Here is a 22829-nt window from a genome sequence, read left to right as displayed (position 1 = left end):
AAAAACAGTCTAAAACCATGATATTTTTAGCTACTCAAACAACAGTTGTTATTACCAGCGTGGCCTTGTTCCTTTTGGTGATCATCTTCCTGGTTTCAATCCTGTTGTATGTCAAGAAAAAACTAACTCCGGCCGGAACGGTAAAAATCGACATTAACGACGGCTACCTCGATATGGAAGTCGAACCGGGCAATACCCTTCTGTCGACCCTGGGCAATAATAAAATTCTGCTGCCTTCGGCATGCGGGGGCGGCGGTACCTGCGGGATGTGCCGTTGTCAGGTAGAAGACGGCGGCGGGTCAATCCTTCCCACCGAAACCGGCTTTTTTACCCGGAAAGAACAAGCCGGCAACTGGCGCCTGGCCTGCCAGGTGAAAGTAAAAGAAGATATGAAGCTGCACATCCACCAGGAAGTGCTCGGCGTAAAGAAATGGGAATGCGAAGTGGTTTCGAACCGCAACGTGGCCACCTATATCAAAGAATTTGTGGTCAGATTGCCCGAAGGTGAGAACCTCGACTTCAAATCGGGCGGTTATATCCAGATTGATGTCCCCAAAATTGATGTCGATTTTAAAGAGATGGACATTGACGATAAATTCCGTCCTGAATGGGAACAATATGGCATGTTTGACCTGAAAATGAAGAACCCGGAAGCCACTTTCCGCGCTTATTCCATGGCTAACCACCCGGCCGAAGGCAACATCATCATGCTGAACATCCGTATTGCCACTCCGCCTTTCGACCGGGTAAAAGGAGGTTTCCAAAAGCTTAATCCCGGAATTTGTTCATCGTACATTTTCTCGCGCAAACCGGGAGATAAAGTAACCATCTCAGGGCCTTACGGCGAATTCTTCCTGAAAAACAACGATAACGAGATGATGTTTATCGGTGGTGGCGCCGGTATGGCCCCCATGCGTTCTCACCTGTTCCACCTGTTCCACACGGTAAAGGAAACCAAAAAGAATGTCACTTTCTGGTACGGCGCACGTTCGTGGAGAGAAGTATTTTATTACGAGCAGTTCCGCGATATCGAAGAACGATTCCCGAACTTCAAATTCCATTTGGCCCTTTCAGACCCGCAACCCGAGGATAACTGGGATGGACCGAAAGGATTTATCCACCAGGTCATCTACGATCAGTACCTCAGCAAACACGAGGAACCGGAAGAGATTGACTACTACCTTTGCGGCCCGCCCATGATGAACAGCGCGGTAACCAAAATGCTTTACGAGTTGGGCGTACCCGACGAAAACGTGCTGTTCGACGACTTTGGAAGTTAATTATAAACAATTACCATATCAATAAAAGCTATCCTTACCGGGTAGCTTTTTTGCGTTTAAAACGACATTCCCTCCTGATATCCGGCGTACCGAATACTGCCGTACAGCTCCCCGTCACAATAATCCCTTTTCAAACGTAAAAAAAGCCGTTCCCGGCAGGAGAACGGCTGATCATTATTTTTAACAGACATCAGGCAATATTGGTGAATACCTGCTGTACGTCGTCGTCGTCTTCAATTTTATCCAGTAATTTCTCGATATCCTCCAACTGCTCTTCGGTAAATTCAACCGGTGTTGTCGGAATTCGTTTCAGCGTGGCTTTTTTAATGTCGATCTTCCGGTCTTCCAGTGCCTTCGAAAGCGTACCAAAGCTGGTATAATCGCCGGTTGCGTAAACCATGTCTTCCACCACTTCAATTTCTTCCAGGCCGGCGTCGATCAACTCCAGTTCCAGCTCTTCGACATCGATGGCGGCTGTTTTTTCGAACTCGAACACCGCTTTATGCGAAAACATAAATTCCAGCGAGCCGGTGGGTACCAGACCTCCGCCTACCTTGTTGAAATACGATTTCACATTGGCCACGGTGCGGGTGGTGTTATCGGTGGCGCATTCAACAAAAACCAGTACGCCGTGCGGCCCTTTTCCTTCGTAGTTTACTTCGGTATATTCCGAAGCATCCTTCCCGGCAGCCCGTTTAATCGCCGCATCGATGTTGTCTTTCGGCATGTTTTGGGCTTTGGCATTCTGGATGGCAGTCCTGAGTTTGGCATTCATATCCGGGTCCTGTCCTCCTTCTTTTGCTGCCATTGTAATTGCTCTGGATAATTTCGGAAAAATCCGAGACATGTGCCCCCAGCGTTTTTCTTTGGCGGCCCGGCGATATTCAAATGCTCTTCCCACGGTAATATTTTGTTTAAATGAATGATTTAATTGATAACGGCACAAAAATAAAAATAGTTGAGCGATTTTTTTCAGAATCGGTTCAAAAATTGATCCGGCGCGGCAATCAGGTTTCCGAGTGCAGATGATTGTATGACACCGGCAATGGCTGATTCTTCAGGGTAAAATAGAATGTTGATCCTTCGCCGTGCCGCGATTCGACCCAAATTTTTCCTCCCAGTTTTTCTACCAGTTGTTTCGATAGGAATAAGCCAATTCCGGTCCCGGGATACAAGCGCGTTTCGTCTTCTTCAACCTTAACAAAGCGTTCAAATATCCGTTCCTGATTCTCCTTCCTGATCCCCATCCCGGTATCTTTCACATAAAACAGGTGCGTTTCATGTTCCAGAAGGCAACCAAACCGGATGGTTCCTTCCCAGGTAAATTTGATGGCATTCTCCAGCAACTTACGCATAATCTGCTCTAACGAGACCCGGTCGGTACAGATCAGTTTGTGCTCATCCGACAACTCATACTCCAGCGAAATCTTTTTATTTTCGTCGGCCAGGAAATGACTGTATTTCTTTTTAAGCTTACCAAAGAGCTGCTCCAGATCGACTTTCCGGTACTCCAACTGAAAGTTGTTTGCCTCCAGTTTCGACAGGTCGATAATATCTTCGATCAATTGAAGCAGGTGTTCCGTGTTCAGCGTGATAATACGCTGAAAATCTTTTTGCTCTTTTTTTCCAAAATCGCCGCTTGTGAGCAGGCTCGAAAAGCCCACGATTGCATTTAACGGCGTTCTGATCTCGTGCGAGATGTTCGCGAGAAAGGCGGTTTTCAGTTGTTCCGAGTTCCGGGCTTTTTGATATTGTTTCAGGTAACTGCTTTTAATCGAAACCCCAAAAATTAACATCAGGATCATCGATAACAGATTGCCGGCATATACATCCAGGGTTCTGACCTGCTCTTCGGGGTAATTACCGGTCAGGTTCGGAGACCGGTATTCCAGAACAAAAAGGGTAAGCAGGTTCAAAAAGAAAAATAAACTGACCAAGGCCACCTTCTTTTGGTTCCAAATAAAGATAAAGAACGCGTAAATAATGATGAAAAAGTGGAGCATCGGCCCCCTGGACCCGTAGTTGAAGAACCAGCTTGCATTCAGGAATACCACTGCGATAGCGAAAATGACAAAGTATAATTGTTTACTTAATTTCCACAGTCGCGCACACAGATAGCAGGCCACGGATAAAATCAACAAGCCCAATGTGGCATACATCATATTGTACAATCCCAGGTAATAATTACCAATTGACGAAAATAATGATGATAAAGCCACTACAAAACAAGTTGCAATCGTTAACTGAGATTCGAGGTCAATTGCCGTCGATTTACCGAATACAATTTCCCTGAAGCCCCGGCGCCAATGCAACAGGATCTTTTGGTTTAGATGATTCACCTTTAAAAATCAAAATCAGTTTTTCAGCTGATGAAGATAATTATTAAAATAGACAAAACAATAATTTTATAATCATAATTGAATGCTAACGATTATTTTCTGTTTCCTGATGAAGGCCTCGTCATGATAAATCCGCAACAGAAGGCCCGCAATAAGCTGAAGTTATGTCATCTGCAAAAAAATATCGCGAATGAGAATGAGCCGGGAAATCAACTATCTTTGCAACAAAATTTTTGAAATTATGACCCGACCGTCCTTCATTTTGCTCACCCTGCTCTCTGTCCTTTTAGCAGCCTGTTCGCAGCCGGCCAAATATGTTTTTAACGAGGGCTTTATTTACGGCACCATCTACCACATCACTTACGAAAGTCCGAACGGGACTGATTTACAGGAGGGCATTGAGGCCGAACTGAAAAAGCTGGATCAGTCGATGTCGACCTTTATTCCCACTTCGACCATCTCGAAGGTGAACAACAACAAGGACACTGTCCTGGATGATATTTTCCTGACGGTTTACAATAAGGCTGTCGAAGTATCGGAGGCCACCAACGGAGCCTTCGATATTACCGTAGCCCCGATGGTGAATGTTTGGGGATTTGGTTTTAAGAACAAGGAAAGCGTAACGCCCGAGCTGGTCGACTCACTGCTGCAACTGGTGGGGTATAAAAAGATCAGACTTGAAGATGGAAAAATCGTCAAGGAACATGCGAATACGATGCTGGATTGCAGCGCCATTGCCAAAGGCTTTGCCTGCGACCTGGCAGCCGATTACCTGACTGCCAAAGGCTGCAAAAACCTGATGGTTGAAATTGGCGGCGAAGTGGTCGCCCGCGGTAAAAATCAGAAGGGAAATTACTGGAACATTGGCGTCAGCCGGCCGGATGAAGATAACCTGTTTGACACGAAACAACTGAAAGCCGTAGTTCAGTTAAAAGACAAGGCACTGGCCACTTCGGGTAATTACCGGAATTTTTACGTGGAAGACGGGAAAAAATACGCGCACACGATCGATCCAAAATCCGGTTACCCGGTTCAGCACAGCCTGCTAAGTACCACCGTTTTAGCCGCCGATTGCATGACAGCCGATGCGTTTGCAACTGCTTTTATGGTCCTGGGACTCGAAGAATCCATTGAAATTGCCAATGCGCGAAACGACATTGAGGTTTACTTTATTTATGCCGACGAAAACGGCCATTATAAAAGCTATGTCTCGGAGGGTTTTCGGACACTGTTGATTAAGGAATACGAGTAGTAGCGAGTAGTGAGTAGCGAGTAGTGAGTAGCGAGTAGTGAGTAGCGAGTAGTGAGTAGCGAGTAGTGAGTAGCGAGTAGCGAGTAGCGAGTAGCGAGTGAAGAGATGGGTGCGCAATGAGCGAAAAAAGGGAGCTTAACAGCTCCCCGGTATATTTTTCAGGATTTCAAGCTCTTTGAAACTAAGTTCCTTCCGGGCTTTCGACTGTTCAATCTTGTCGAAAGTCTGCGCACAGGTAATCCCCCGTTCTTTCATGTGCCTGTTACCGCCAATATGCAGGTTCGGAAACTGACCCTTCTTTTCCAGCAAAATCTTGACAGCCAGCCCGGCAAAGGCCAGAGCCAACAAAACAACAGTCACCAGCAAAACAATTAAAAACTGCATAATTCCTTCTTTTTAGTCCGTCACAAAAGTACTGAAAATTAATGTCAGCCAAAAATACGGCTGCATGATTTTGAAACAGATAAACCGGGAGATGGTTGAAAAAAAAGGGCAAATTCGTCACCAGGAACAAAAAATTTACCCCGCTACCCTTGTTGTACGTCAAGGAATAGCGGGGCTTTGAAGCTCTCCGGCATCATGCGGTTGATCGCCGGATATCATGTTCGGGATTAAACTACTCCTTGTGCAATCATCGCATTAGCGACTTTAATAAATCCGCCGATATTGGCGCCTTTCACATAGTTGATAAAACCATCGTTTTCGGTGCCATATTTCACGCAGGTATCGTGAATATTAACCATGATCTGGTGCAGCCTGGCATCCACTTCCTCTCTTGTCCAAGGCAAACGCATAGAGTTTTGTGTCATTTCAAGTCCCGATACTGAAACACCGCCGGCATTGGCCGCCTTACCCGGACCGTAAAGGATTTTGGATTGTAAGAATACTTCAACAGCTTCGGGTGTTGAAGGCATATTGGCTCCTTCGGAAACCAGCTGGCAACCGTTTTTCACTAATTCGGCAGCATCGCTTTCGTGAATTTCGTTCTGTGTGGCACAGGGGAAAGCAAGGTCACATTTAATTCCCCAGGGTGTTTTGCCTTCGAAGAACTGGACACCGTATTTTTCGGCATATTCTTTAATCCGCTTACGGCGAATGTTTTTCAGTTCCATCATATAGGCCAGTTTCTCTTTATCGAATCCTTCGGGATCGTATACAAAGCCTGACGAATCGGACATGGTAACCACTTTTGCTCCCATCTCTATCAGTTTTTCAACAGCATATTGAGACACATTCCCTGAACCTGATACGGTGGCAATTTTTCCTTCGAGGCTCTCGTTCCGGGTTTTCAGCATTTGATCGGCAAAATAAACCGCCCCGTAACCGGTAGCTTCCGGGCGGATGAGGCTTCCCCCCCACTCGATGGCTTTTCCGGTTAACACACCGGTAAATTCATTCCGGATGCGTTTGTACTGACCGTACAGGTATCCGATTTCGCGGCCGCCAACGCCAATATCGCCTGCAGGCACATCGGTGTCGGCTCCAATGTAACGTTGCAACTCGGTCATAAAGCTCTGGCAAAAACGCATCACTTCATTATCTGATTTTCCTTTCGGATCGAAGTCGGAACCGCCTTTACCGCCGCCCATTGGCAACGAAGTCAGGCTGTTTTTAAACACCTGTTCGAAAGCCAGGAACTTCAAAATGCCAAGGTTTACGGTGGGATGAAAGCGCAAGCCTCCTTTATACGGGCCAATGGCGCTGTTCATTTGTATCCGGAAGCCCCGGTTTACCTGAATATTCCCCTCGTCATCAATCCAGGGCACCCTGAACATCATCACACGCTCGGGCTCTACCATCCGTTCCAATACTTTTGCATAGTGATATTTCGGGTTTTCTTCGATGAAAGGGATCAATGATTCGACCACTTCCTGAACAGCCTGATGAAATTCAGATTCCCCGGGATTTCTGGCAATCACCTTTGCCATGAATTCGTTTACTTTTAAATTCAAAATGTCAGTCATAATAGTTTTTTTTATATAAATGGGTGATAAACGTTGCAAAACAGGAACAGGATGATGTGTAAGGCATCACGTCAGGCAAAAATAGCATTCATGATAAAAATCAATATATTCCGGTTTGCAATTACGTGTATCACGTAAGCGGGGCTTGCTCGTTTAGATGTCGATGATGTTATTTCTGATTGCAAATTTCACCATATCGACGGTGCTCTTCAGGTTTAATTTCTGCATGATATGGTTTTTGTGCGTTTCGACCGTTCGCACACTGATAAATAATTGATCGGCAATTTCCTGGTTTGAATAACTTTCGCCCCACAACCGGAGGATCTCCTTTTGCCTGGCGCTCAGTTGCGCTGCTGCCGAATCCTGCCCCGGCGTCTGGCTAAGCCTGGAAAGATACTGGTTGACAAGCAGGTTGGAGATGGATTTATGGTAATAATCATGCCCGTTGCGAAGGGTAAAAACGGCCTCCATCAGATCGTTTATATCCGAATCTGTCCCCAGGAAGCCTTTGGCCCCGGCTTTAACGGTTTTCAGGATAATTTCTTCATTCCGGATGGCCGAAAGGATTAATATTTTCAGGTTCGGCTTATCGATGGTCAGCTGAACGATAAAGTTTAAGTTCCGTACTGAAATATCGTGCATATTCAAAATTAAAACATGCACGTTCACTTTTTTCAGTTTATCGGTCAGCACATCCCGGTTATCAGAAACCAATACCAGGTTAAAGTCAGCTATATCGGACAACAAACGGGAAATTCCGTCCAAAATCAATTTGTGTTCATCAAATAGTGCAATATTGATCATATACCTGTTTCTTGAATCTGCATGAGCCCGAAAAGTCCGTTCATTTATTCATCCAATATCGCCGCTGTTCGTTGTTTCCCGTCCATCATAATGGTCAGTGTGTTTTCGAACCTGACGTGTTTAAAATATTTTGTTTCATGAATGATTTTCTGTTTGTTCAAAACATCCCATTTCAGAAAATCGACAGGCGATGTATGCTGTACCGAAAAATAGCCGATATTCATCGAGGTGACGTTGTGAAAAAAATGAGAGCCCAGCGACGAATCGAGCGGGAAATTCTCGAGGCTGACTTCTACAATCACTTTGGCATTCGAGATCTGAGACCAGTTGACGGGAATTCCTACAAAGTGATCCCTGCTGCCCCAGCGTCCGGGGCCAATCAGAATATACTGTCTCCCGCTTTTACACATCATCTTGTTTAAGGCTTCTATTTCTTTTGCCATCTCTAACGTTTTCATCTTGTTAAACCGTTTCGGATCGACAAAGATCAGATCGCTGATGTCGCTGATGATGCCATTACCCATGCTCGATCTGGTATGAAGGATCATTTTTGATTTATCCTTCGTTTCAATGGCCGCGGTTGGCGCCATCTGTTCGGCAAGCAAGGGTTTAATCTGAAGAAGGTAAAAAGCAGGCAATCCGTTTTTTGTCCGGTTGAGGTCGACCGCGTATTCAATTTCGACAGGCGAACCAAATGCTTCTTTAATGGTGTTTAAAAGAAGCCGGATGGTCTCCGCGAGCGGAATATAGCCGTATTGTAAAATATCGGCAAAGTTAATCACCCGCGGCCCGCAGGCGCTGAGCCCGGCTTCCAGCCGGTCGTTTTCCGGGTTGTACACTGATACGCAATGAACCAGGGAACCATGTTTTTCAGCTTCGCTGATATCCAGCAATTCCATCGATGCCAATTCGCCCTTCTCCAGAAAATCAACGGATAATTCGTTGCATTTTAACGCATAAAATTCAACCTGCGAGCTGTTTAGCAAATCTTTAATGCTATACATATCGGTTTTGGGGTAACGGGGCGAAAAGCGGAATGCCTGCCATCCGTCCACCACATAGGCCCCCAGACCGACTGCCGCCACGGCAAATCCTTCATCGGGTTTCATGTGGGCCACCGGGTAATAATTGTACGATTTGGCTACCCCGCTGATGTGCGGGTAATAATAATCGCCGTACTGACTTCCCACCAGTTCCTGCAGGACAACAGCCATTTTCTCTTCTTCAATTTTATGATGGATAATCGAAAAATAATTCCGCGCCTTATCCGAAAATGTAGACGCATAAATCAACTTAATGGCTGTTGACAACTGTTCAATCACAATCTTTTTATTCACCGTGCAGTTTGGAACCATATAGGTGTCAAAAACTCCGGCAAAAGGTTGCGTGATTGAATCTTCGGATGTGCTTGACGACCTCACCGCGATCGGCTTATCAATCTGAGTTACAAACACCTTCAATTTCCGCATTAAGGTCGACGACAAGTGTCCCTCGGCAAACAATCGCCTTAATTCGGCGTAGGAAACAGAGGGATCGATGATTTTATCGAAAAGGCCGTTCCTGATAATAAAGTTCTGAAACTCATCGGTACCGATAATGACCGTAATAGGCGCGAGAATATTGATCCGGTTTGACAAGGCCGAAAAATCGAGATTTGAGATCAGGATATTGATGAAAGCCAAACCACGGCCTTTCCCTCCCAACGATCCCCCGGCAAAAGAAACAATGTTTTTTTCGTCCAGGGTCGAAGTCTCGTCAAAATCCAGAATTTTCCCTTTTTTCTTCTCGTCCTTGTACTTTTTTATCTGATCAATAAAAAACTGCCGCGATTCGCCCATATTCTGAAAACTACTCACCTGAACCGGATTAAGCGTTTTGGCCAGTTGAATTTCGCCGCGCGCCATCAGCCACAGCGATAATTGATTTTCGGAAGCATGCAGGTAAAACGATTCGTCGGGAATTTGATGCAACAGGGTTTCAAATTCACGCAGCGACCTGGCCACGGCAATTTTGTTCGAATCTTTGTCGCGAAATACGAAGTTGCCAAAGCCCAGAAAATTTTTCAGGGAGGCGCGAATTTCATTCAGCAGCGTTTCCGAATTTTTATTGATAAAGGTGACATTCAACTCTTTGGCGATCCGTTCGTTCCGGTCTTCCGACGATTGAAGAATGATTGGCAGGTTGGAAATATGCGATTGCACGTATTTGATAAAGCGAACGCCGGCATGCTTGTCCAGTTTGCCTGAACGGTCGAATTCAACATCAGAGATCACGCAAAGCATGAAATCCCGGTATTTGTTGAAAATATACATGGCATCTTCGTAATTGCGGGCCAGCAAAATTTTAGGCCGCGACCTCATCTTACAAATCTTGTCGATTTCATTTTTTTCGACTTCCGGCAACAAGCGTTGTACCTGTCCGAAAACAATCCCATACAAAATCTGGAGGTATTTTGAATAATACAGAGGCGAGTCTTCGATCAGCAGGATGACGCGAACCAAACCGATTTTTGTGTCATTTTCCACATTCACACTGTCTTCTGTCGATTTTACAATGGCAAATAAAATCTGCGAATCGCCATTCCACACAAACAATTTATCGACCGAACGGATGGTGGGCACCAGTTCTTCGAAATACCGGATATCACTTTTTTTATTCAGAAGGAGGTAAATGGGCAACGATTCGTCGGACGCTCTAATTTGTTCACTAATCAAAATGGGCGCCTCGCGGTCGATTCCGGCCATCAGAATCACCAGATCGAAATGCGTTGTTTTCATTAACTCCAGAGCTTCTTCGGCCGTAGAAACACCCGTTATGCGGGGAACAGAAAACAAGCTGTACTGATAAATTTCGCCCATAAATTTCTCGAAGAACGAGTCTTCGCTTTCGAGAATAAAGGCGTCGTATAAGGTGGCAATAAAAAGAATATGCTTGATTTTATACTTCATCATGTCGAGATAGATGTATTTATCAATCGACTGTTGGTTGAAGTATAACTGCAAGGGTTTTTTGTTTTTGATCAGCGAATTTCTGAATTCGTCGGAGGGATGCCGTTCGGTAACAGCAATCCCTTTGTGCGAAATAATTTCATGCCCTTTGTAGCCGTTCAGATAACCGCAGATCAGCTTACCGATATTAACCAGCAGGTTTCGTTCTTCATATAAAAACGGACCTTCGCCGGCATACGGGAATTGTTTGAGATAAAAAATTTCGATTTGTCCCTTTTTATGATCAATCGTTACAAAATTTTCTTTGAGCGCCCATTCGGTTTCCCGGAAACCTTCACTGGTGTAACCCTTGCTTTCGAACCGGATCCGGGCAACCGTAAATCTCGGATATTGAAAAGAGGCGGGAAGAATGGAACAAACTGCCTGTAAAGTTTCGTCTACCGGGTTTCCTGCCTCAATAATGAACGAAGTCTGGCTGATGGCTTTCAGTTCTTTGAGGCGTTCGGTATTGGCCCGGTATAGCTTTTTAAATTCTTCGCGGGTAACCGAACCTGAAATCAGTCCGGACAGATTTACCAGCAGATTGCGCTCTTCTTTTAAAAACGGACCTTCATCGGCCTCCGGAAATTGTTTTGAATAAAAAATCTCGATGGTTCCCTTTTTTCTTCCGGGAGCTTCAAACGCCTGGACCATCCGCCACTCCGATTCGCTGAAGTTTTTGCTGACAAACAGGTTTCCGTTGTACTTAATCCGCACACAGGTATACTCGGGGTATTGCCAGGCATCCGGCAAAACGGTACAAATCACACGTAACGACTCTTCCATCGATCTGCCTTTTTGCAGAATCTCCGACGTTTGGTTGATCCCTTTTAGCTCTTTCAGCCGCTCCGTATTCTCAACCAAAAGTTTCTTCAGTACTTTCTTTGAAACGGTTCCTGAAATCAATGCTGCCAGGTTATTGATCAGGCTTTGTTCTTCCTCTAAAAACGGTCCGGCAAAAGCATCGGGGAATTTCTTCAGATAGTGGATTTCGATGCATCCGCCGGTTCCGTCGGGCATATCAAAAGCCTGGTTTAGTTTCCAAGCGGTCGCGTTAAACGACTGGCTGACGAATTCTTTTTGACCATATTGAATACGGGCAGCAGCATGTTCGGGATATTGCATGGCTTCAGGCAAAAACAAACAAATTTCCTGCAACGCCTCGTCAAGGGTTTTACTTTTTTTTAGGACCTCGGCCGTCCGGTTTATACTTTTCAGTTCCTTATCCCGCTCGGTGGTATACCGGTACAGTTCATCGAGCTGGAATCGTGAAATAAAACTCACCAGCCAGGGAGTAAGCTGCTGAAGCAAACTTTCAGCATAAACCGACATATCACCTGCTTCCGACTTACCTGCAAGGCCCGGGTAAAAAAACTCGATTTTCCCCTGTTTGTGGTCAGGGCTTTTAAAATTGCTGCTTTGGACGAACGGGCCTTCTTCAAAGTTTTTATCCGACCAGTTCCTTCCGTTAAAGAAAATCCGTGCCGAAACTTTATCGCCGGCAAAAGGAAAGTCTGCAATCAAGTCGCAAAACTGTTGCAACAATTGATTCAGGTTTGTCGCCTTTCCCGTTATTTCGAGAAGGCCCTTCATTAAACCGGCTGGTAACCCGCTGTGATCTGGTTTGCTCATCATTTTCACCCCTTCAAATAAACGACTGACAACAGGTCGATTTTCCTTTCGCCAAACGCCTGCTAAAGATACAGGGAAACAAAGAGAAAAAACTGATTCTGCTGTTTTCGTTTTGAAATTAATGCAAAAAATGAAGACGCAAAAACATGGCCGGCAAAAGAAAATAACAATCCTTCTTCACTGAAAAATTCACGACAAACACCGCTTATGAATAGCAGAGGTGTTTTTAGTTGAAATGAATACCTGCCGTCAGACCAATCCAACCCTTCATGCTGGTATGTTTTCCGGTTCGGGAATAGAAGGAATAGGGAGCGAAATCACGGTACAATTTCTGTCCGTTGTTGTCCTGACTATCGGTAATCAATAAATTAACGGTTGGCCCGGCAAAAACACGAAGATGATTGCCAAGGCTTTTCGCGAAGGTCAATTTTAACTGCTCCAGCCCATTAAAGTGATCTGTCCATTCGCGTCCTTCGTTGATCTGGTAACTGAGCAACTCCAGTTGTATTTTAGTCTGATCGTTATTGTACAAATGCGTACCAATACCATAGCCAACTCCCCACATCTCGTCTGAACCCAGGAATTGGGCGCCTATAGCGAAAATATTGTAGAATTGGTTCACTCCGATCTTAAACGCAAGCTGTGTATTCAAACCTTCGCCGAAAGAAACTTCAAGCTCGCGGAATCCCTTTCTGACGATACTCAGAAACCCGATAGGAACGCCGCTTTCAATGGTATCGGCAATGTTGATGGTTCCTAACTGCAGCCCGTTTACCTTTTTAGCCACATTCACGAATCCCGCAATCTGGGTTCCGTTCAGATTGCCGTTGGTGATGTTCGAAAAACCGGCCAGTTGGAGTCCGGTAGCATCGTCCATGGAAACATTACAAAAACCGGCCGCCTGCACATTCTGCATCTTTGCTTTCGAAAAATTGAGAAATCCCGCTGCTTGAATGCCATTCACCTCTCCCAGAATGATGTTTGAGAATCCCGAAAACTGAAGAACTTTCCCGTTTCCTTTCACCACATTGGCAAAACCTGTTGCCTGTACCCCTTGCACATCCTCGCAAAAATTGGCAAAACCGGACCATTGAATGGCCAGTGATTTCCCCCTGGTAAAATTGGCGAATCCGGCCGCTAAAACACCATTGGCTTCAGCGTAATTGAAATTAGCGAAACCCGAAAACTGAAACCCCCTGGAAACATCGCGGTTAAAGTTTCCAAATCCGGCAAACTGGAAGCCGGTAAAATCGCCGTTTACGAAATTGAAAAAACCGGCATATTGAACACCTCTCACAAAATCGCGCTCGGTATTCGAGAATCCTGCAAATTCAAATCCGGTCAGGCCGGCCGAATAACCGGAGATGAGGTTCAGCGAAAACTGGTTAATACAATTTCCGGCGTTCGTCCCGTTGCTGTTGACAGGTGGAAAGATTCCCACCGCAAAAGGCACTTTATCATAATTTCCATAGCTCTGGGCCCAAAGTTGGTTGCTTAAAAATAAGAACACAATCATTCCAAGTTTCAATATTCTCATAGGTTTCACTTTTCTTTTCTGGTGCTTTAAACTGCTTAACTATTCCGATAGACAAATATAAAATGCGATGGTTGCATTTTTGCAGACAAATTTTAAAATACTTTCAGGAAAGCTCATTGGGTGCGCGGATTTGGGTGTACGACAAATTCCACGAAGAACCAATTTTGATTTGATGCAGCATTTAAGGAAAGTTCCTCACAGTGGATCACTGAGAAAGACTTATGATATAACACGGGTACCATTTGAGGGACGCCGTCAGTCGCCAAATATGGGTAGAAAAGCAAGATTCGGCTATTATTCCGTCCTAATTTCATCCAAAGTTCCGTGTATTCTTCCTAATTTTAGAGGAAAATTAAACTCATGGAAAAACACATCAGCCTTATCGGTATTTTACACATTGTTTGCGGCGCCCTGGGCCTGTTAACAGCCCTTCTGATTTATACCATTCTTCACCTGGTAGGTGATTTCACCAATGACCTAAACGCTAACTTTATTCTCGCGATGATTGCCAATATACTGGCGGTAGTCTTTGCCATTTTCTCCATTCCCGGCATCATTGGAGGCATCGGACTGATCAAACGCCAACAATGGGCCCGCATCCTGATTTTGATTCTCTCCGTTTTAAACCTGCTGAATTTCCCGCTCGGAACGGCATTGGGCGTATATTCGATCTGGGCGCTGGTACAACCTGAGATTGTCGCCGAGTTTGACCATAAAATTCAAAACAGCAAACCTTGAATCAAAAAAAAGCCTGTCATATTGTGTTGACCGGGCGGGTACAAGGAGTTGGATTCCGATATTTTGCCAGGGAAAAAGCCCTCGAACTTGACCTTTGCGGCTGGGTGAGAAATAAAACGGATGGCAGTGTTGATCTGGAAATCGAAGGAGACGAAGATACAATTCAACTCTATATTGAATTGTTAAGAGCCGGAAACGGGCTCAGTCGGGTCGACCGGCTGTTCAAAACCGAACTTCCCGGCATTCAGGAGTATCCGTCTTTTTTTGTGAAATACTGAATACCGGAGCAAAACCCATATCAATTAAAAACACATCACACTTATCCTAAAAAATAAGATGGAAAAGAATTATCACATGACTCCCGACCAATTTCGGGCAGAAGGGAAAAAACTGATTGACTGGATCGCAGACTACTACACGCAGGTAGAAAATTACCCGGTATTGTCAAAGGTTCCGCCGGGCGATATCCGCGGGAAATTGCCCGAAACGGCACCGGAAACGGGCGAGTCGTTTGATGCCATGTTAACCGATGTGGAGCAGGTTATTATGCCCGGTATCACCCACTGGCAGTCGCCCAACTTTTTCGGCTATTTTCAATCGAACAGCTCCGGCCCTTCTATTCTGGGAGAATTACTTTCAGCCGGACTGGGGGTGCAAGGTATGTTATGGGCCACCAGCCCTGCCTGCACCGAACTGGAAAGCCAGGTGATGGACTGGCTGGTTGACATGATGGACCTGCCCGTACATTTCAAAACCACCGAAAGCGGCGGCGGGGTCATCCAGGATACCGCCTCAAATGCCGTATTGACTGCATTACTTGCTGCCCGTGAGAAAAAAACAAACTTTAACTGCAACCTTACCGGCGACAGTTCCCGCCTGGTAGCCTACATATCCACGCAAACCCACTCATCGGTCGAGAAAGGCGTGAAAGTGGCAGGAATAGGCACAAACAAACTGCGTAAGATTGAGGTAGAAGACCAATTCGCCATGAAACCGGAGGCGCTTGAAAATCAGATAACAGCCGATTTGGCAGCAGGACTGGTCCCCTTTTTCGTTTGCGGAACAGTTGGTACCACCTCATCGAACGCGATTGATCCGCTGCATCGCATCGGCGAAATTTGCCGGAAATACGACCTATGGTTCCATGTGGATGCGGCCATGTCGGGCACAGCAGCCATTTGTCCCGCCTACCGCAGTCATTTTGACGGGCTTGAGCTGGCCGACAGTTACGCTTTTAACCCGCACAAATGGATGTTTACCAATTTCGACTGCGATTGTTTTTACGTGGCCGATAAAACCGTGCTGATCAAAACGCTGAGCATTTTGCCCGAATACCTCAAAAACGAAGCGACCGAGAAAGGCGCCGTGATTGACTACCGCGACTGGCATGTGCAATTGGGACGTCGGTTTCGCGCGCTGAAACTATGGTTTGTCATTCGCCATTACGGAGCCGAAGGCTTACGCTACCACATTGGCGAACACCTGCGTATGGCCCGCGATTTTGCAGCCCGGGTAAATGCTTCGTCCGACTTTGAACTGCTGAATGAACCCCCTTTTAACCTGGTTTGCTTTCGGCACAAGTCTGGCGACGGGTTCAACAAAAAACTGATGGACAAGCTCAATAAAAGCGGAAAAATATTTTTGACACACACGGTCCTGAACGGCACGTTTTGGCTGCGCATGAGCATTGGCCAAACCCATACGAAACAAGAACATGTCGAAAATGCCTGGAAACTGATCAATCGTGAAATTCAAAACATCTGACGAATCGCTCAAATTCGCCATGCTTTATTAATATAAGGACTGATTTATTCGCTCTCCGGGAAAGAAACCAGACGAGCTGTTGCTTTCTCCATTTGCCGGAAAGCTTCTTCCAAATCCGGATAGGTATAATAATCCGGATGGCTGAAATTCAAAAACTTCAGAATTTTGAAGGCATTGAAATATTGATAAAAACGCTTTTCAAAAGTTAAAAAAGAGGAGCTGTTCCTTTTGATTTCGGCCAGCGAATCGGAAAAACGATCTTCCCGAAGAAACTGCAAAACCGGCAGTGGAACATGCAGTTGTTCGATATGATCCGCGCGAACAGCCGTGTCGAAAAGAACCGGCAGCAACTTAAAAAACTGCCTCAGGTCGGTAAAAGCCCTAAAATCGTATGTTTTCCGAAGGCTATCATCTCCATCCATCCACTTTTGGAGTGCCGGGCCCGTCCCAAAGGGAACCCGGTTCGAAAGCCGCGCCGAAGGAAATACACAGGTGGTGTTTATTTCAGCTACCCGCCCCAATTGCGTTAACTTATGCAGAAAATAAAAGTCCTCCCCCGCCTGCCTTTTGCTCATGCCGCCCTGTTTCACATAAGCGTCGGCCCGCACGGCAAAGGCTGATCCAACCGTATAAATGGCATGTGGAAAACCGGTAATGGCCAGCGCCTGTTTGTAATAATGCAGGTATTTTTCGTACAGCATGATTCCGGTCCGGTGACGGTTATCGTGAACCTCGTCAACACGGTGCCGGAAGCGAATGGTTGCCCCGACCGGCTTTTCACCCAAATTAAAACATCGCTCAATTTCAGTCAGGTAGTTGGGGGCGACCAGCGTATCGGCGTCGAGCGAAACCAGGATCCCGGAAGCCTGGTTAATGGCACAGAAACGACGGATTCCCTCATCCATCGCGGTTTTCCGGGCCAAACCGGCGCCCGCATGTTTGCGTGGAAAAGCCTCTGCCCGGATCGGGTAAAGATCGAAGAAAACAGTTGGATGAGACCTCTTCCAGTCCACCAGTTCCCGGATACTCCTGTCATTTTGCAGTCGAATATCGCCGGGGCTGTTCTCCGCTTCATTCACCAGCACAATCACCTCCACTCCGCAAGCAGGTTGTTCGCAACCGGCAAGAGAATTCATGGTCCGCATTAATTCCGGCTCGTTACAGGCCGGGATCAACACGATCAGGCCAAGCCTTTCCGACGGTTTATCTTTAATAAATGCCCCGTACGGTATATGCTGCTCCAGGTATTGTTTGGCAAATGACATGACCGGAAATTAAGGATAAAAAAAATCCGGGCAAAACCCGGATCTTCATGTTATAATTATTTCAGTCTATTTCTTTTTTGCGTAACGGGCGTTCATCGCATCCAACACCTGTTTGGTGATATTATGCGCTTCGTTGCCAATTAAAATATCCGTCCCGTTAAAAATATAATCGTATTTTTTATCGGCATTGAAAATTTTCAGATAGTTCATCAGGCTATCGACCAGTTGCTGATTGTTCGAGCTTTGCAATTCGGCCAGTTTACCCGACAATTCCTGATCAAGTTTCAGGATGGCCTGCTCTTCGCCCACCAAACGGTCACGCTCCTGAACGGCGCGTTGTTCTGTCAAAAACCCGCCCCGTTGCACTTTTTCCTGAAAGGAAGCAGCTTGCTCTTCAAACTTTGATCGTCGGGATGCATATTCACGGGTATATGCTTCCTGGTTTTTGGTAAATGCATCGTGAAGGACCTGGGCCATTTCATAATTCAGGATCAATGAATCAACTTTAACGTAGGCAATTTTTGAATCAGCAACCTCACCGGAACCGGACCCGACGAACTCGCCGCCAATACTTTTAGTTCCCGACGTAAAATGCAAAATATAAATCACCACAACAGCAACCAATAATACCAGGTTTAAGATCAAAGAAGTATTTTTCATGCGTTTAATTTTTTAAGAAACCAACTATTAAAAAGAAAACCAAAACAAACTGCTTATTTGTTTCGTGCCTTCCGGTTAATCCGAGCCAAAAATAAAAATTTATCATTAGTAAATCACCCTGTTCATCAATATTTTTTCACAACAGACTACACAACATAACTACGCGTGAAACCTGCGTAAAATCATAATTATTCGCTGATAAACATCATTGAACGCAGGGGCCTTCCCATTGTACTTTTACGAAAACGAAAATGGACAACAATAACTACAAAGCAGCCTGAATGATTAATAAATTGATTGCAAATATGCTTCCCTGCCTGCCGAAAAAACTCATCTGGGTATTTTCGAAACGGTACATTGCCGGCGAAACCATTGACGACGGATTACGGGTGGCAAAGGAGCTGAACGCCCGTGGCATTGAGGTAACTGTTGATTTATTGGGCGAGTTTATCACCAACCTGCAACAAACCGAAGAAAACAAGAACAAATACCTGGAGATTATCGAGCGGTTTACCGAAGAAAAGATTATCGGACATTTTTCACTAAAACCCAGTATGTTTGGGCTGTTGATTAACCCGGATGTATGTTACCGGTATCTGCGCGAGATTATCGGCCAGGCCGCCGGGAAAGGTAGTTTTGTTCGGATTGACATGGAAGATTCGCAATGTGTTGATCTTGAAACAAACATGTTCAGGCAATTGAAACAGGAATTTCCCGGTCATGTTGGTCTGGTATTGCAGGCCTACCTCAGGCGCACGCTAAACGATCTGACCGACATGAGCAAACTTCCTCAGAACAGTCATCCGCTTAACTTCCGGCTCTGCAAAGGAATTTATGTCGAGCCTCAGCAAATCGCTTTCAAAGGTTACCAGGAAATACGCGATCATTATCTCGAAGACCTCGAATATATGCTCACCCATCAGATGTATGCGGCCATTGCCACGCACGATAAATACCTGATTGAAAAAGCCAAACAACTCATCGAAAAGCATCGGGTTCCGAAGGACAGGTATGAATTCCAGATGCTTTACGGGGTAACCCCTGATCTCCGCGATTCGCTTGTCAGGGAAGGATACAAAATGCGGGTTTACGTTCCGTTTGGAAACGAATGGTTTAATTATTCGACGCGACGTCTGAAGGAGAATCCGCAAATAACATCGCACATTATCAAGGCACTGTTTTTTAGGGGTTAATTTTAAGGGTAATCCGGAGAGACGCTTACGGGCGTCTCTCCTCCTTTTATTTCCTCAGGATCAGTTCGCTCAATGTTCGTTTGGGCACATGGTGCACATCTTCCGCATCGCGCCAATATCTGTAATCACCCTCTTTCATCTCGTCCAAAACAATCGTTTCAGCCGGTTTTCCCAAAGCCAATACCTGAATGATATCATAGCGTTCGTCCAGTTTCAGAAGTTCCCTCATCTGAGTCCGCTTCACCGAAACAATAATACAACCGCCGTAGCCGGCTTCGACAGCGCCAAGCAAAATGCTCTGAGCGGCAATTCCGTCGTCGCAATAATAGTTGGTCGAAATCTCTTTATCATTCAGCATAACCAGGTAAGCCGCTGGCCGTTCCCCCGGCTTCGGGCCACCCCAGTCTTTTAAATAACCGGCCCAGCTAAGCAAGGGAAAAACCTGATGGCAAGTTTCTGCATCGGTAATCAAAACATACTTTAATGATTGGGCATTCCGCCCGCTGGCCGAAAAACGGGCCAAGTCGATCCAGGCTTCCAACTGACCGGCAGACAGCCTTTCATTCTCGTAAAAACGCCGATAGCTACGATTTTTAAGGATTAAATCTTTTAACATGATAATAGTTTTTGCTTCAATATTACAAAAAAACAAAACCGATGTGAATTCCGAACAAACCAACTCACCGTTTATTTTTGGGAAACAGAAATTTATCTATTTTCACAATTTCTTTTGTATGTTTGCATAACAGAACAGAACACCCGATATTATGAGTAAATTTAAATTCCTTGTCGACCCGCTGTCCAATCAATTGAAATTTCAACAGCTCATTGATGCCGTTATCGACGCAATCAGCCGCAACCTGCTGCAGGTGGGCGATATTCTGCCCTCGGTAAATCAATTGGTAAAAAAAAGCTCATTATCGCGCGACACGGTTTTTAAAGCATATGCCGAGTTAAAAAACCGCGGCATCATCGAATCGGTTCCCAACAAAGGGTATTTTGTAGCCAGGGCAACCACCAAGGTATTTCTGTTTCTCGATACCTTTAAGGCATATAAAGAAGTGCTTTACGGATCGTTTCTCGAAAATCTACCTGAAACCATCGCCGTGGACCTGCATTTTCATCATTACAACATCAATGTTTTTGAAAAAATCATCACCGAAAGTCTGGGAAAATATACCAAGTACATTGTGATGAATTTCGACCATAAACGTGTTCCCGAAATCATCAGCCAGATCCCGAAAGACCGGCTGCTGATTATTGACTGGAATATCCATGCAAGTCGCGATATGTCGATGATCTACCAGGATTTTGGACAAACGCTTTACGACTCGCTGCAAAATAAGCTCGACCTGATAAGAAAATACGATCGTTTTATCTATCTATATCCCGAATTTACCTATCATCCCAAAGAATCAGTCAGCTATTTCGAGAAATTCGGGCAGGATTTTCAGCTCCATTACGATGTATTACTGAATTCCAAACAATTCGACGTTAAAAAAGGCGATTTGTATCTGCTGGTCAGCGACCGTACCCTGGCCCGTTTCCTGGATCAGTGTTCTGAGAAAAATCTGGTTCCCGGGCAAGATGCAGGGGTTATTTCGTACAACGAAACCCCCATGAAGAAGTATGTAAAAGACGGGATTACGGTTATTTCGACCGACTTTGAACTGATGGGTAAAAAGGCCGCGGAGTTTGTTGTCAGCAGCGAGCCGGTTTCCATTCAGATTCCAACCAGCCTTAAAGTCCGGAGTTCCATTTAAAATCTGTTATAAAACATTTATACCGGTTTTGAAATCGCGAGGAGTACCTCTAAATTTGCAGGACATACCAGAACAGAACGGAAAAGTAAAAATAAACATGACCAATAAGATGTATCTACTTGGATTTGACATTGGAAGCTCGTCAGTGAAAGCATCCATCATAAACGGAGAATCAGGCAAATGCCTGGCTTCGGCTTTTTATCCCAAACAGGAAATGAGAATCACAGCGATCCAATCCGGTTGGGCCGAGCAAGAGCCGGTGCAGTGGTGGGAAAACCTGAAACTCGCCGTTGCCGAAATCATGGATAAAACAGCGGTCAATCCGGCTGAAATTGATTCAATCGGTATTTCTTACCAAATGCACGGCCTGGTTTTGGTTGATAAAAACCAACAGATACTGCGTCCTTCCATCATTTGGTGCGACAGCCGGGCCACCGGAATCGGCGAAAAAGCGCTCCAGGAAATCGGGCGGCAACGTTGTCTCGAAAACCTGCTGAACTCACCCGGTAATTTTACCGCATCGAAACTCAAATGGGTAAAAGACCATGAACCGGAACTGTATGCACGAATTGACAAGATGATGCTGCCGGGCGACTACATCGCCATGAAACTCACCGGCGAAGTGAAAACCACGGCCAGCGGGCTTTCTGAGGGAATCCTCTGGAACTTCAAAGAAAACAAACCTGCAGAATTATTACTCGCCCACTATGGTTTTAGCGAAAGCTTCATCCCCAAAATCGTTCCTACTTTCTCGGTACAGGGCGAACTAAGCGAAACAGCGGCCAGGGAACTGAGATTGGCCAAAGGCATTAAAATCAGTTACCGTGCCGGCGACCAACCCAACAACGCCCTGTCGCTGAACGTGCTGAACCCGGGCGAAATTGCCACCACGGCCGGTACATCCGGGGTTGTTTACGGGGTGAGCGACGAAATTAAATTCGACCCAAAATCGCGGGTAAACACCTTTGCCCACGTAAACCATACTGCCGACGCCAACCGGCTTGGGGTGCTGCTGTGCATCAACGGCACCGGCATCCTCAACTCGTGGCTGAACAAACAAATTGGAGGAGGAACGATCTCGTACGAAGAAATGAACAAACTGGCTGCCGGTATCCCGATCGGCGCCGACGGTTTGCGTATTTTACCGTTTGGAAACGGCGCCGAACGCGTCCTCGAAAACAAAAACCCGGGATCGACCCTGGCCGGCATCAACTTTAACATTCACACCAATGCCCACCTGTTCCGGGCCGCGCAGGAAGGCATTGTCTTCGCCTTCAAATATGGCATGGACATCATGAAAACCATCGGTATTGATGCAAAAGTCATTCGTGCCGGAAAAGCCAACATGTTTCTGAGCCCCATCTTCAGGGAAACGCTGGCCGGTATTACCGGGGCAACCATTGAACTTTACAACACCGACGGATCGATCGGAGCAGCCCGCGGGGCCGGGATCGGCTCCGGATACTACCAATCTGCGAGTGAGGCATTTGCCAATCTAACCAAACTGGAAGTGATTGAACCTGACAACACGCGTGCCGACGAGTACACCGAAGCCTATGATCATTGGAAAACAGAACTTGAAAAAATGATTTCGTAAAAACAAGCCGGACTCAAAGGTCATGTGTAGCGCCAGTTTTCATCCTTGAAAAGA

18 protein-coding genes are annotated in these 22829 nt (G+C 45.7%); 8 read left to right on the top strand and 10 right to left on the bottom strand.

Going from position 1 to position 22829, the window contains the following annotated elements:
* Nucleotides 1-17 precede the first annotated feature (17 nt).
* Nucleotides 18-1280, top strand: coding sequence for an NADH:ubiquinone reductase (Na(+)-transporting) subunit F (gene nqrF, locus AC6H3C_RS06790; protein WP_497519947.1), 1263 nt, complete (start codon nt 18-20; stop codon nt 1278-1280).
* A 190-nt stretch (nt 1281-1470) separates the two neighbouring features.
* Here the strand turns inward: nqrF and AC6H3C_RS06785 are convergent, their stop codons facing one another.
* Together AC6H3C_RS06785 and AC6H3C_RS06780 are read right to left on the bottom strand one after the other, a co-directional pair.
* Nucleotides 1471-2181 (bottom strand): YebC/PmpR family DNA-binding transcriptional regulator, encoded by a 711-nt coding sequence (locus AC6H3C_RS06785; protein ID WP_497519946.1) that lies wholly within the window; start codon nt 2179-2181, stop codon nt 1471-1473.
* Between the two features lie 106 nt (nt 2182-2287).
* Nucleotides 2288-3619, bottom strand: a complete 1332-nt coding sequence (locus AC6H3C_RS06780) for a sensor histidine kinase (RefSeq protein ID WP_497519945.1) — start codon at nt 3617-3619, stop codon at nt 2288-2290.
* A gap of 190 nt (nt 3620-3809) precedes the next feature.
* On the opposite strand from AC6H3C_RS06780, the gene AC6H3C_RS06775 reads away from it, so the two are divergent.
* Complete coding sequence (locus tag AC6H3C_RS06775) at nt 3810-4871, top strand: FAD:protein FMN transferase (protein ID WP_497519944.1); 1062 nt, start codon at nt 3810-3812, stop codon at nt 4869-4871.
* A 135-nt stretch (nt 4872-5006) separates the two neighbouring features.
* Here the strand turns inward: AC6H3C_RS06775 and AC6H3C_RS06770 are convergent, their stop codons facing one another.
* The 5 genes from AC6H3C_RS06770 to AC6H3C_RS06750 form a co-directional block, all read right to left on the bottom strand.
* The gene (locus AC6H3C_RS06770) at nt 5007-5255 is read right to left on the bottom strand and encodes a hypothetical protein (RefSeq protein ID WP_497519943.1); all 249 of its coding nucleotides are present in this window, start codon (nt 5253-5255) and stop codon (nt 5007-5009) included.
* 227 nt (nt 5256-5482) lie between these two features.
* Nucleotides 5483-6835, bottom strand: a complete 1353-nt coding sequence (gdhA, locus tag AC6H3C_RS06765; RefSeq protein WP_497519942.1) for an NADP-specific glutamate dehydrogenase — start codon at nt 6833-6835, stop codon at nt 5483-5485.
* A 153-nt stretch (nt 6836-6988) separates the two neighbouring features.
* Nucleotides 6989-7639 (bottom strand): LuxR C-terminal-related transcriptional regulator, encoded by a 651-nt coding sequence (locus AC6H3C_RS06760; protein WP_497519941.1) that lies wholly within the window; start codon nt 7637-7639, stop codon nt 6989-6991.
* Nucleotides 7640-7683: 44 nt separating this feature from the next.
* Nucleotides 7684-12261 (bottom strand): PEP/pyruvate-binding domain-containing protein, encoded by a 4578-nt coding sequence (locus AC6H3C_RS06755; RefSeq protein WP_497519939.1) that lies wholly within the window; start codon nt 12259-12261, stop codon nt 7684-7686.
* A gap of 223 nt (nt 12262-12484) precedes the next feature.
* Nucleotides 12485-13795: a hypothetical protein gene (locus AC6H3C_RS06750; protein ID WP_497519938.1), complete on the bottom strand. Its 1311-nt coding sequence runs from the start codon at nt 13793-13795 to the stop codon at nt 12485-12487.
* Nucleotides 13796-14155: 360 nt separating this feature from the next.
* Here AC6H3C_RS06750 and AC6H3C_RS06745 point away from each other — a divergent pair, with 360 nt between their 5' ends.
* Genes AC6H3C_RS06745 through AC6H3C_RS06735 form a run of 3 tightly spaced genes read left to right on the top strand, consistent with a single transcriptional unit; the run spans nt 14156 to nt 16297 of the window.
* Entirely contained in the window at nt 14156-14533 is a 378-nt protein-coding gene (locus tag AC6H3C_RS06745) for a hypothetical protein (RefSeq protein ID WP_497519937.1), read from the top strand.
* Nucleotides 14530-14811: an acylphosphatase gene (locus tag AC6H3C_RS06740; protein WP_497519936.1), complete on the top strand. Its 282-nt coding sequence runs from the start codon at nt 14530-14532 to the stop codon at nt 14809-14811. Before AC6H3C_RS06745 ends, AC6H3C_RS06740 begins: the two co-directional genes overlap by 4 nt.
* A 58-nt stretch (nt 14812-14869) precedes the next feature.
* Nucleotides 14870-16297, top strand: coding sequence for a pyridoxal-dependent decarboxylase (locus AC6H3C_RS06735; protein ID WP_497519935.1), 1428 nt, complete (start codon nt 14870-14872; stop codon nt 16295-16297).
* A 44-nt stretch (nt 16298-16341) separates the two neighbouring features.
* Here the strand turns inward: AC6H3C_RS06735 and AC6H3C_RS06730 are convergent, their stop codons facing one another.
* On the bottom strand, nt 16342-17562 hold the full coding sequence (locus AC6H3C_RS06730) for a glycosyltransferase family protein (protein WP_497519934.1): 1221 nt from the start codon (nt 17560-17562) through the stop codon (nt 16342-16344).
* A 66-nt stretch (nt 17563-17628) separates the two neighbouring features.
* Entirely contained in the window at nt 17629-18222 is a 594-nt protein-coding gene (locus tag AC6H3C_RS06725; RefSeq protein WP_497519932.1) for an OmpH/Skp family outer membrane protein, read from the bottom strand.
* 281 nt (nt 18223-18503) lie between these two features.
* Here AC6H3C_RS06725 and AC6H3C_RS06720 point away from each other — a divergent pair, with 281 nt between their 5' ends.
* Nucleotides 18504-19415, top strand: a complete 912-nt coding sequence (locus tag AC6H3C_RS06720) for a proline dehydrogenase family protein (protein ID WP_497519931.1) — start codon at nt 18504-18506, stop codon at nt 19413-19415.
* A gap of 46 nt (nt 19416-19461) precedes the next feature.
* Here AC6H3C_RS06720 and AC6H3C_RS06715 read toward each other — a convergent pair whose 3' ends face one another.
* Nucleotides 19462-20031 (bottom strand): nitroreductase family protein, encoded by a 570-nt coding sequence (locus AC6H3C_RS06715; RefSeq protein WP_497519930.1) that lies wholly within the window; start codon nt 20029-20031, stop codon nt 19462-19464.
* Between the two features lie 151 nt (nt 20032-20182).
* Between AC6H3C_RS06715 and AC6H3C_RS06710 the strand changes: the two genes are divergently transcribed.
* Together AC6H3C_RS06710 and AC6H3C_RS06705 are read left to right on the top strand one after the other, a co-directional pair.
* Nucleotides 20183-21178 (top strand): GntR family transcriptional regulator, encoded by a 996-nt coding sequence (locus AC6H3C_RS06710; protein WP_497519929.1) that lies wholly within the window; start codon nt 20183-20185, stop codon nt 21176-21178.
* 109 nt (nt 21179-21287) lie between these two features.
* On the top strand, nt 21288-22775 hold the full coding sequence (locus tag AC6H3C_RS06705; protein WP_497519928.1) for a xylulokinase: 1488 nt from the start codon (nt 21288-21290) through the stop codon (nt 22773-22775).
* The last annotated feature ends 54 nt before the right edge of the window (nt 22776-22829 follow it).

It is taken from the genome of Gaoshiqia sp. US2 (assembly GCF_059705485.1).
Note: the sequence above shows the minus strand (reverse complement) of the source record. Positions and strands in the feature narration are given on the sequence as shown.

Coding starts and splice junctions, on each gene's coding strand:
- nqrF (WP_497519947.1), top strand. CDS start 18: ATGATATTTTTAGCTACTCAAACAACAGTTGTTATTACCAGCGTGGCC.
- AC6H3C_RS06775 (WP_497519944.1), top strand. CDS start 3,810: ATGAGAATGAGCCGGGAAATCAACTATCTTTGCAACAAAATTTTTGAA.
- AC6H3C_RS06770 (WP_497519943.1), bottom strand. CDS start 5,255: ATGCAGTTTTTAATTGTTTTGCTGGTGACTGTTGTTTTGTTGGCTCTG.
- gdhA (WP_497519942.1), bottom strand. CDS start 6,835: ATGACTGACATTTTGAATTTAAAAGTAAACGAATTCATGGCAAAGGTG.
- AC6H3C_RS06760 (WP_497519941.1), bottom strand. CDS start 7,639: ATGATCAATATTGCACTATTTGATGAACACAAATTGATTTTGGACGGA.
- AC6H3C_RS06755 (WP_497519939.1), bottom strand. CDS start 12,261: ATGATGAGCAAACCAGATCACAGCGGGTTACCAGCCGGTTTAATGAAG.
- AC6H3C_RS06750 (WP_497519938.1), bottom strand. CDS start 13,795: ATGAGAATATTGAAACTTGGAATGATTGTGTTCTTATTTTTAAGCAAC.
- AC6H3C_RS06745 (WP_497519937.1), top strand. CDS start 14,156: ATGGAAAAACACATCAGCCTTATCGGTATTTTACACATTGTTTGCGGC.
- AC6H3C_RS06735 (WP_497519935.1), top strand. CDS start 14,870: ATGGAAAAGAATTATCACATGACTCCCGACCAATTTCGGGCAGAAGGG.
- AC6H3C_RS06730 (WP_497519934.1), bottom strand. CDS start 17,562: ATGTCATTTGCCAAACAATACCTGGAGCAGCATATACCGTACGGGGCA.
- AC6H3C_RS06725 (WP_497519932.1), bottom strand. CDS start 18,222: ATGAAAAATACTTCTTTGATCTTAAACCTGGTATTATTGGTTGCTGTT.
- AC6H3C_RS06720 (WP_497519931.1), top strand. CDS start 18,504: ATGATTAATAAATTGATTGCAAATATGCTTCCCTGCCTGCCGAAAAAA.
- AC6H3C_RS06715 (WP_497519930.1), bottom strand. CDS start 20,031: ATGTTAAAAGATTTAATCCTTAAAAATCGTAGCTATCGGCGTTTTTAC.
- AC6H3C_RS06710 (WP_497519929.1), top strand. CDS start 20,183: ATGAGTAAATTTAAATTCCTTGTCGACCCGCTGTCCAATCAATTGAAA.
- AC6H3C_RS06705 (WP_497519928.1), top strand. CDS start 21,288: ATGTATCTACTTGGATTTGACATTGGAAGCTCGTCAGTGAAAGCATCC.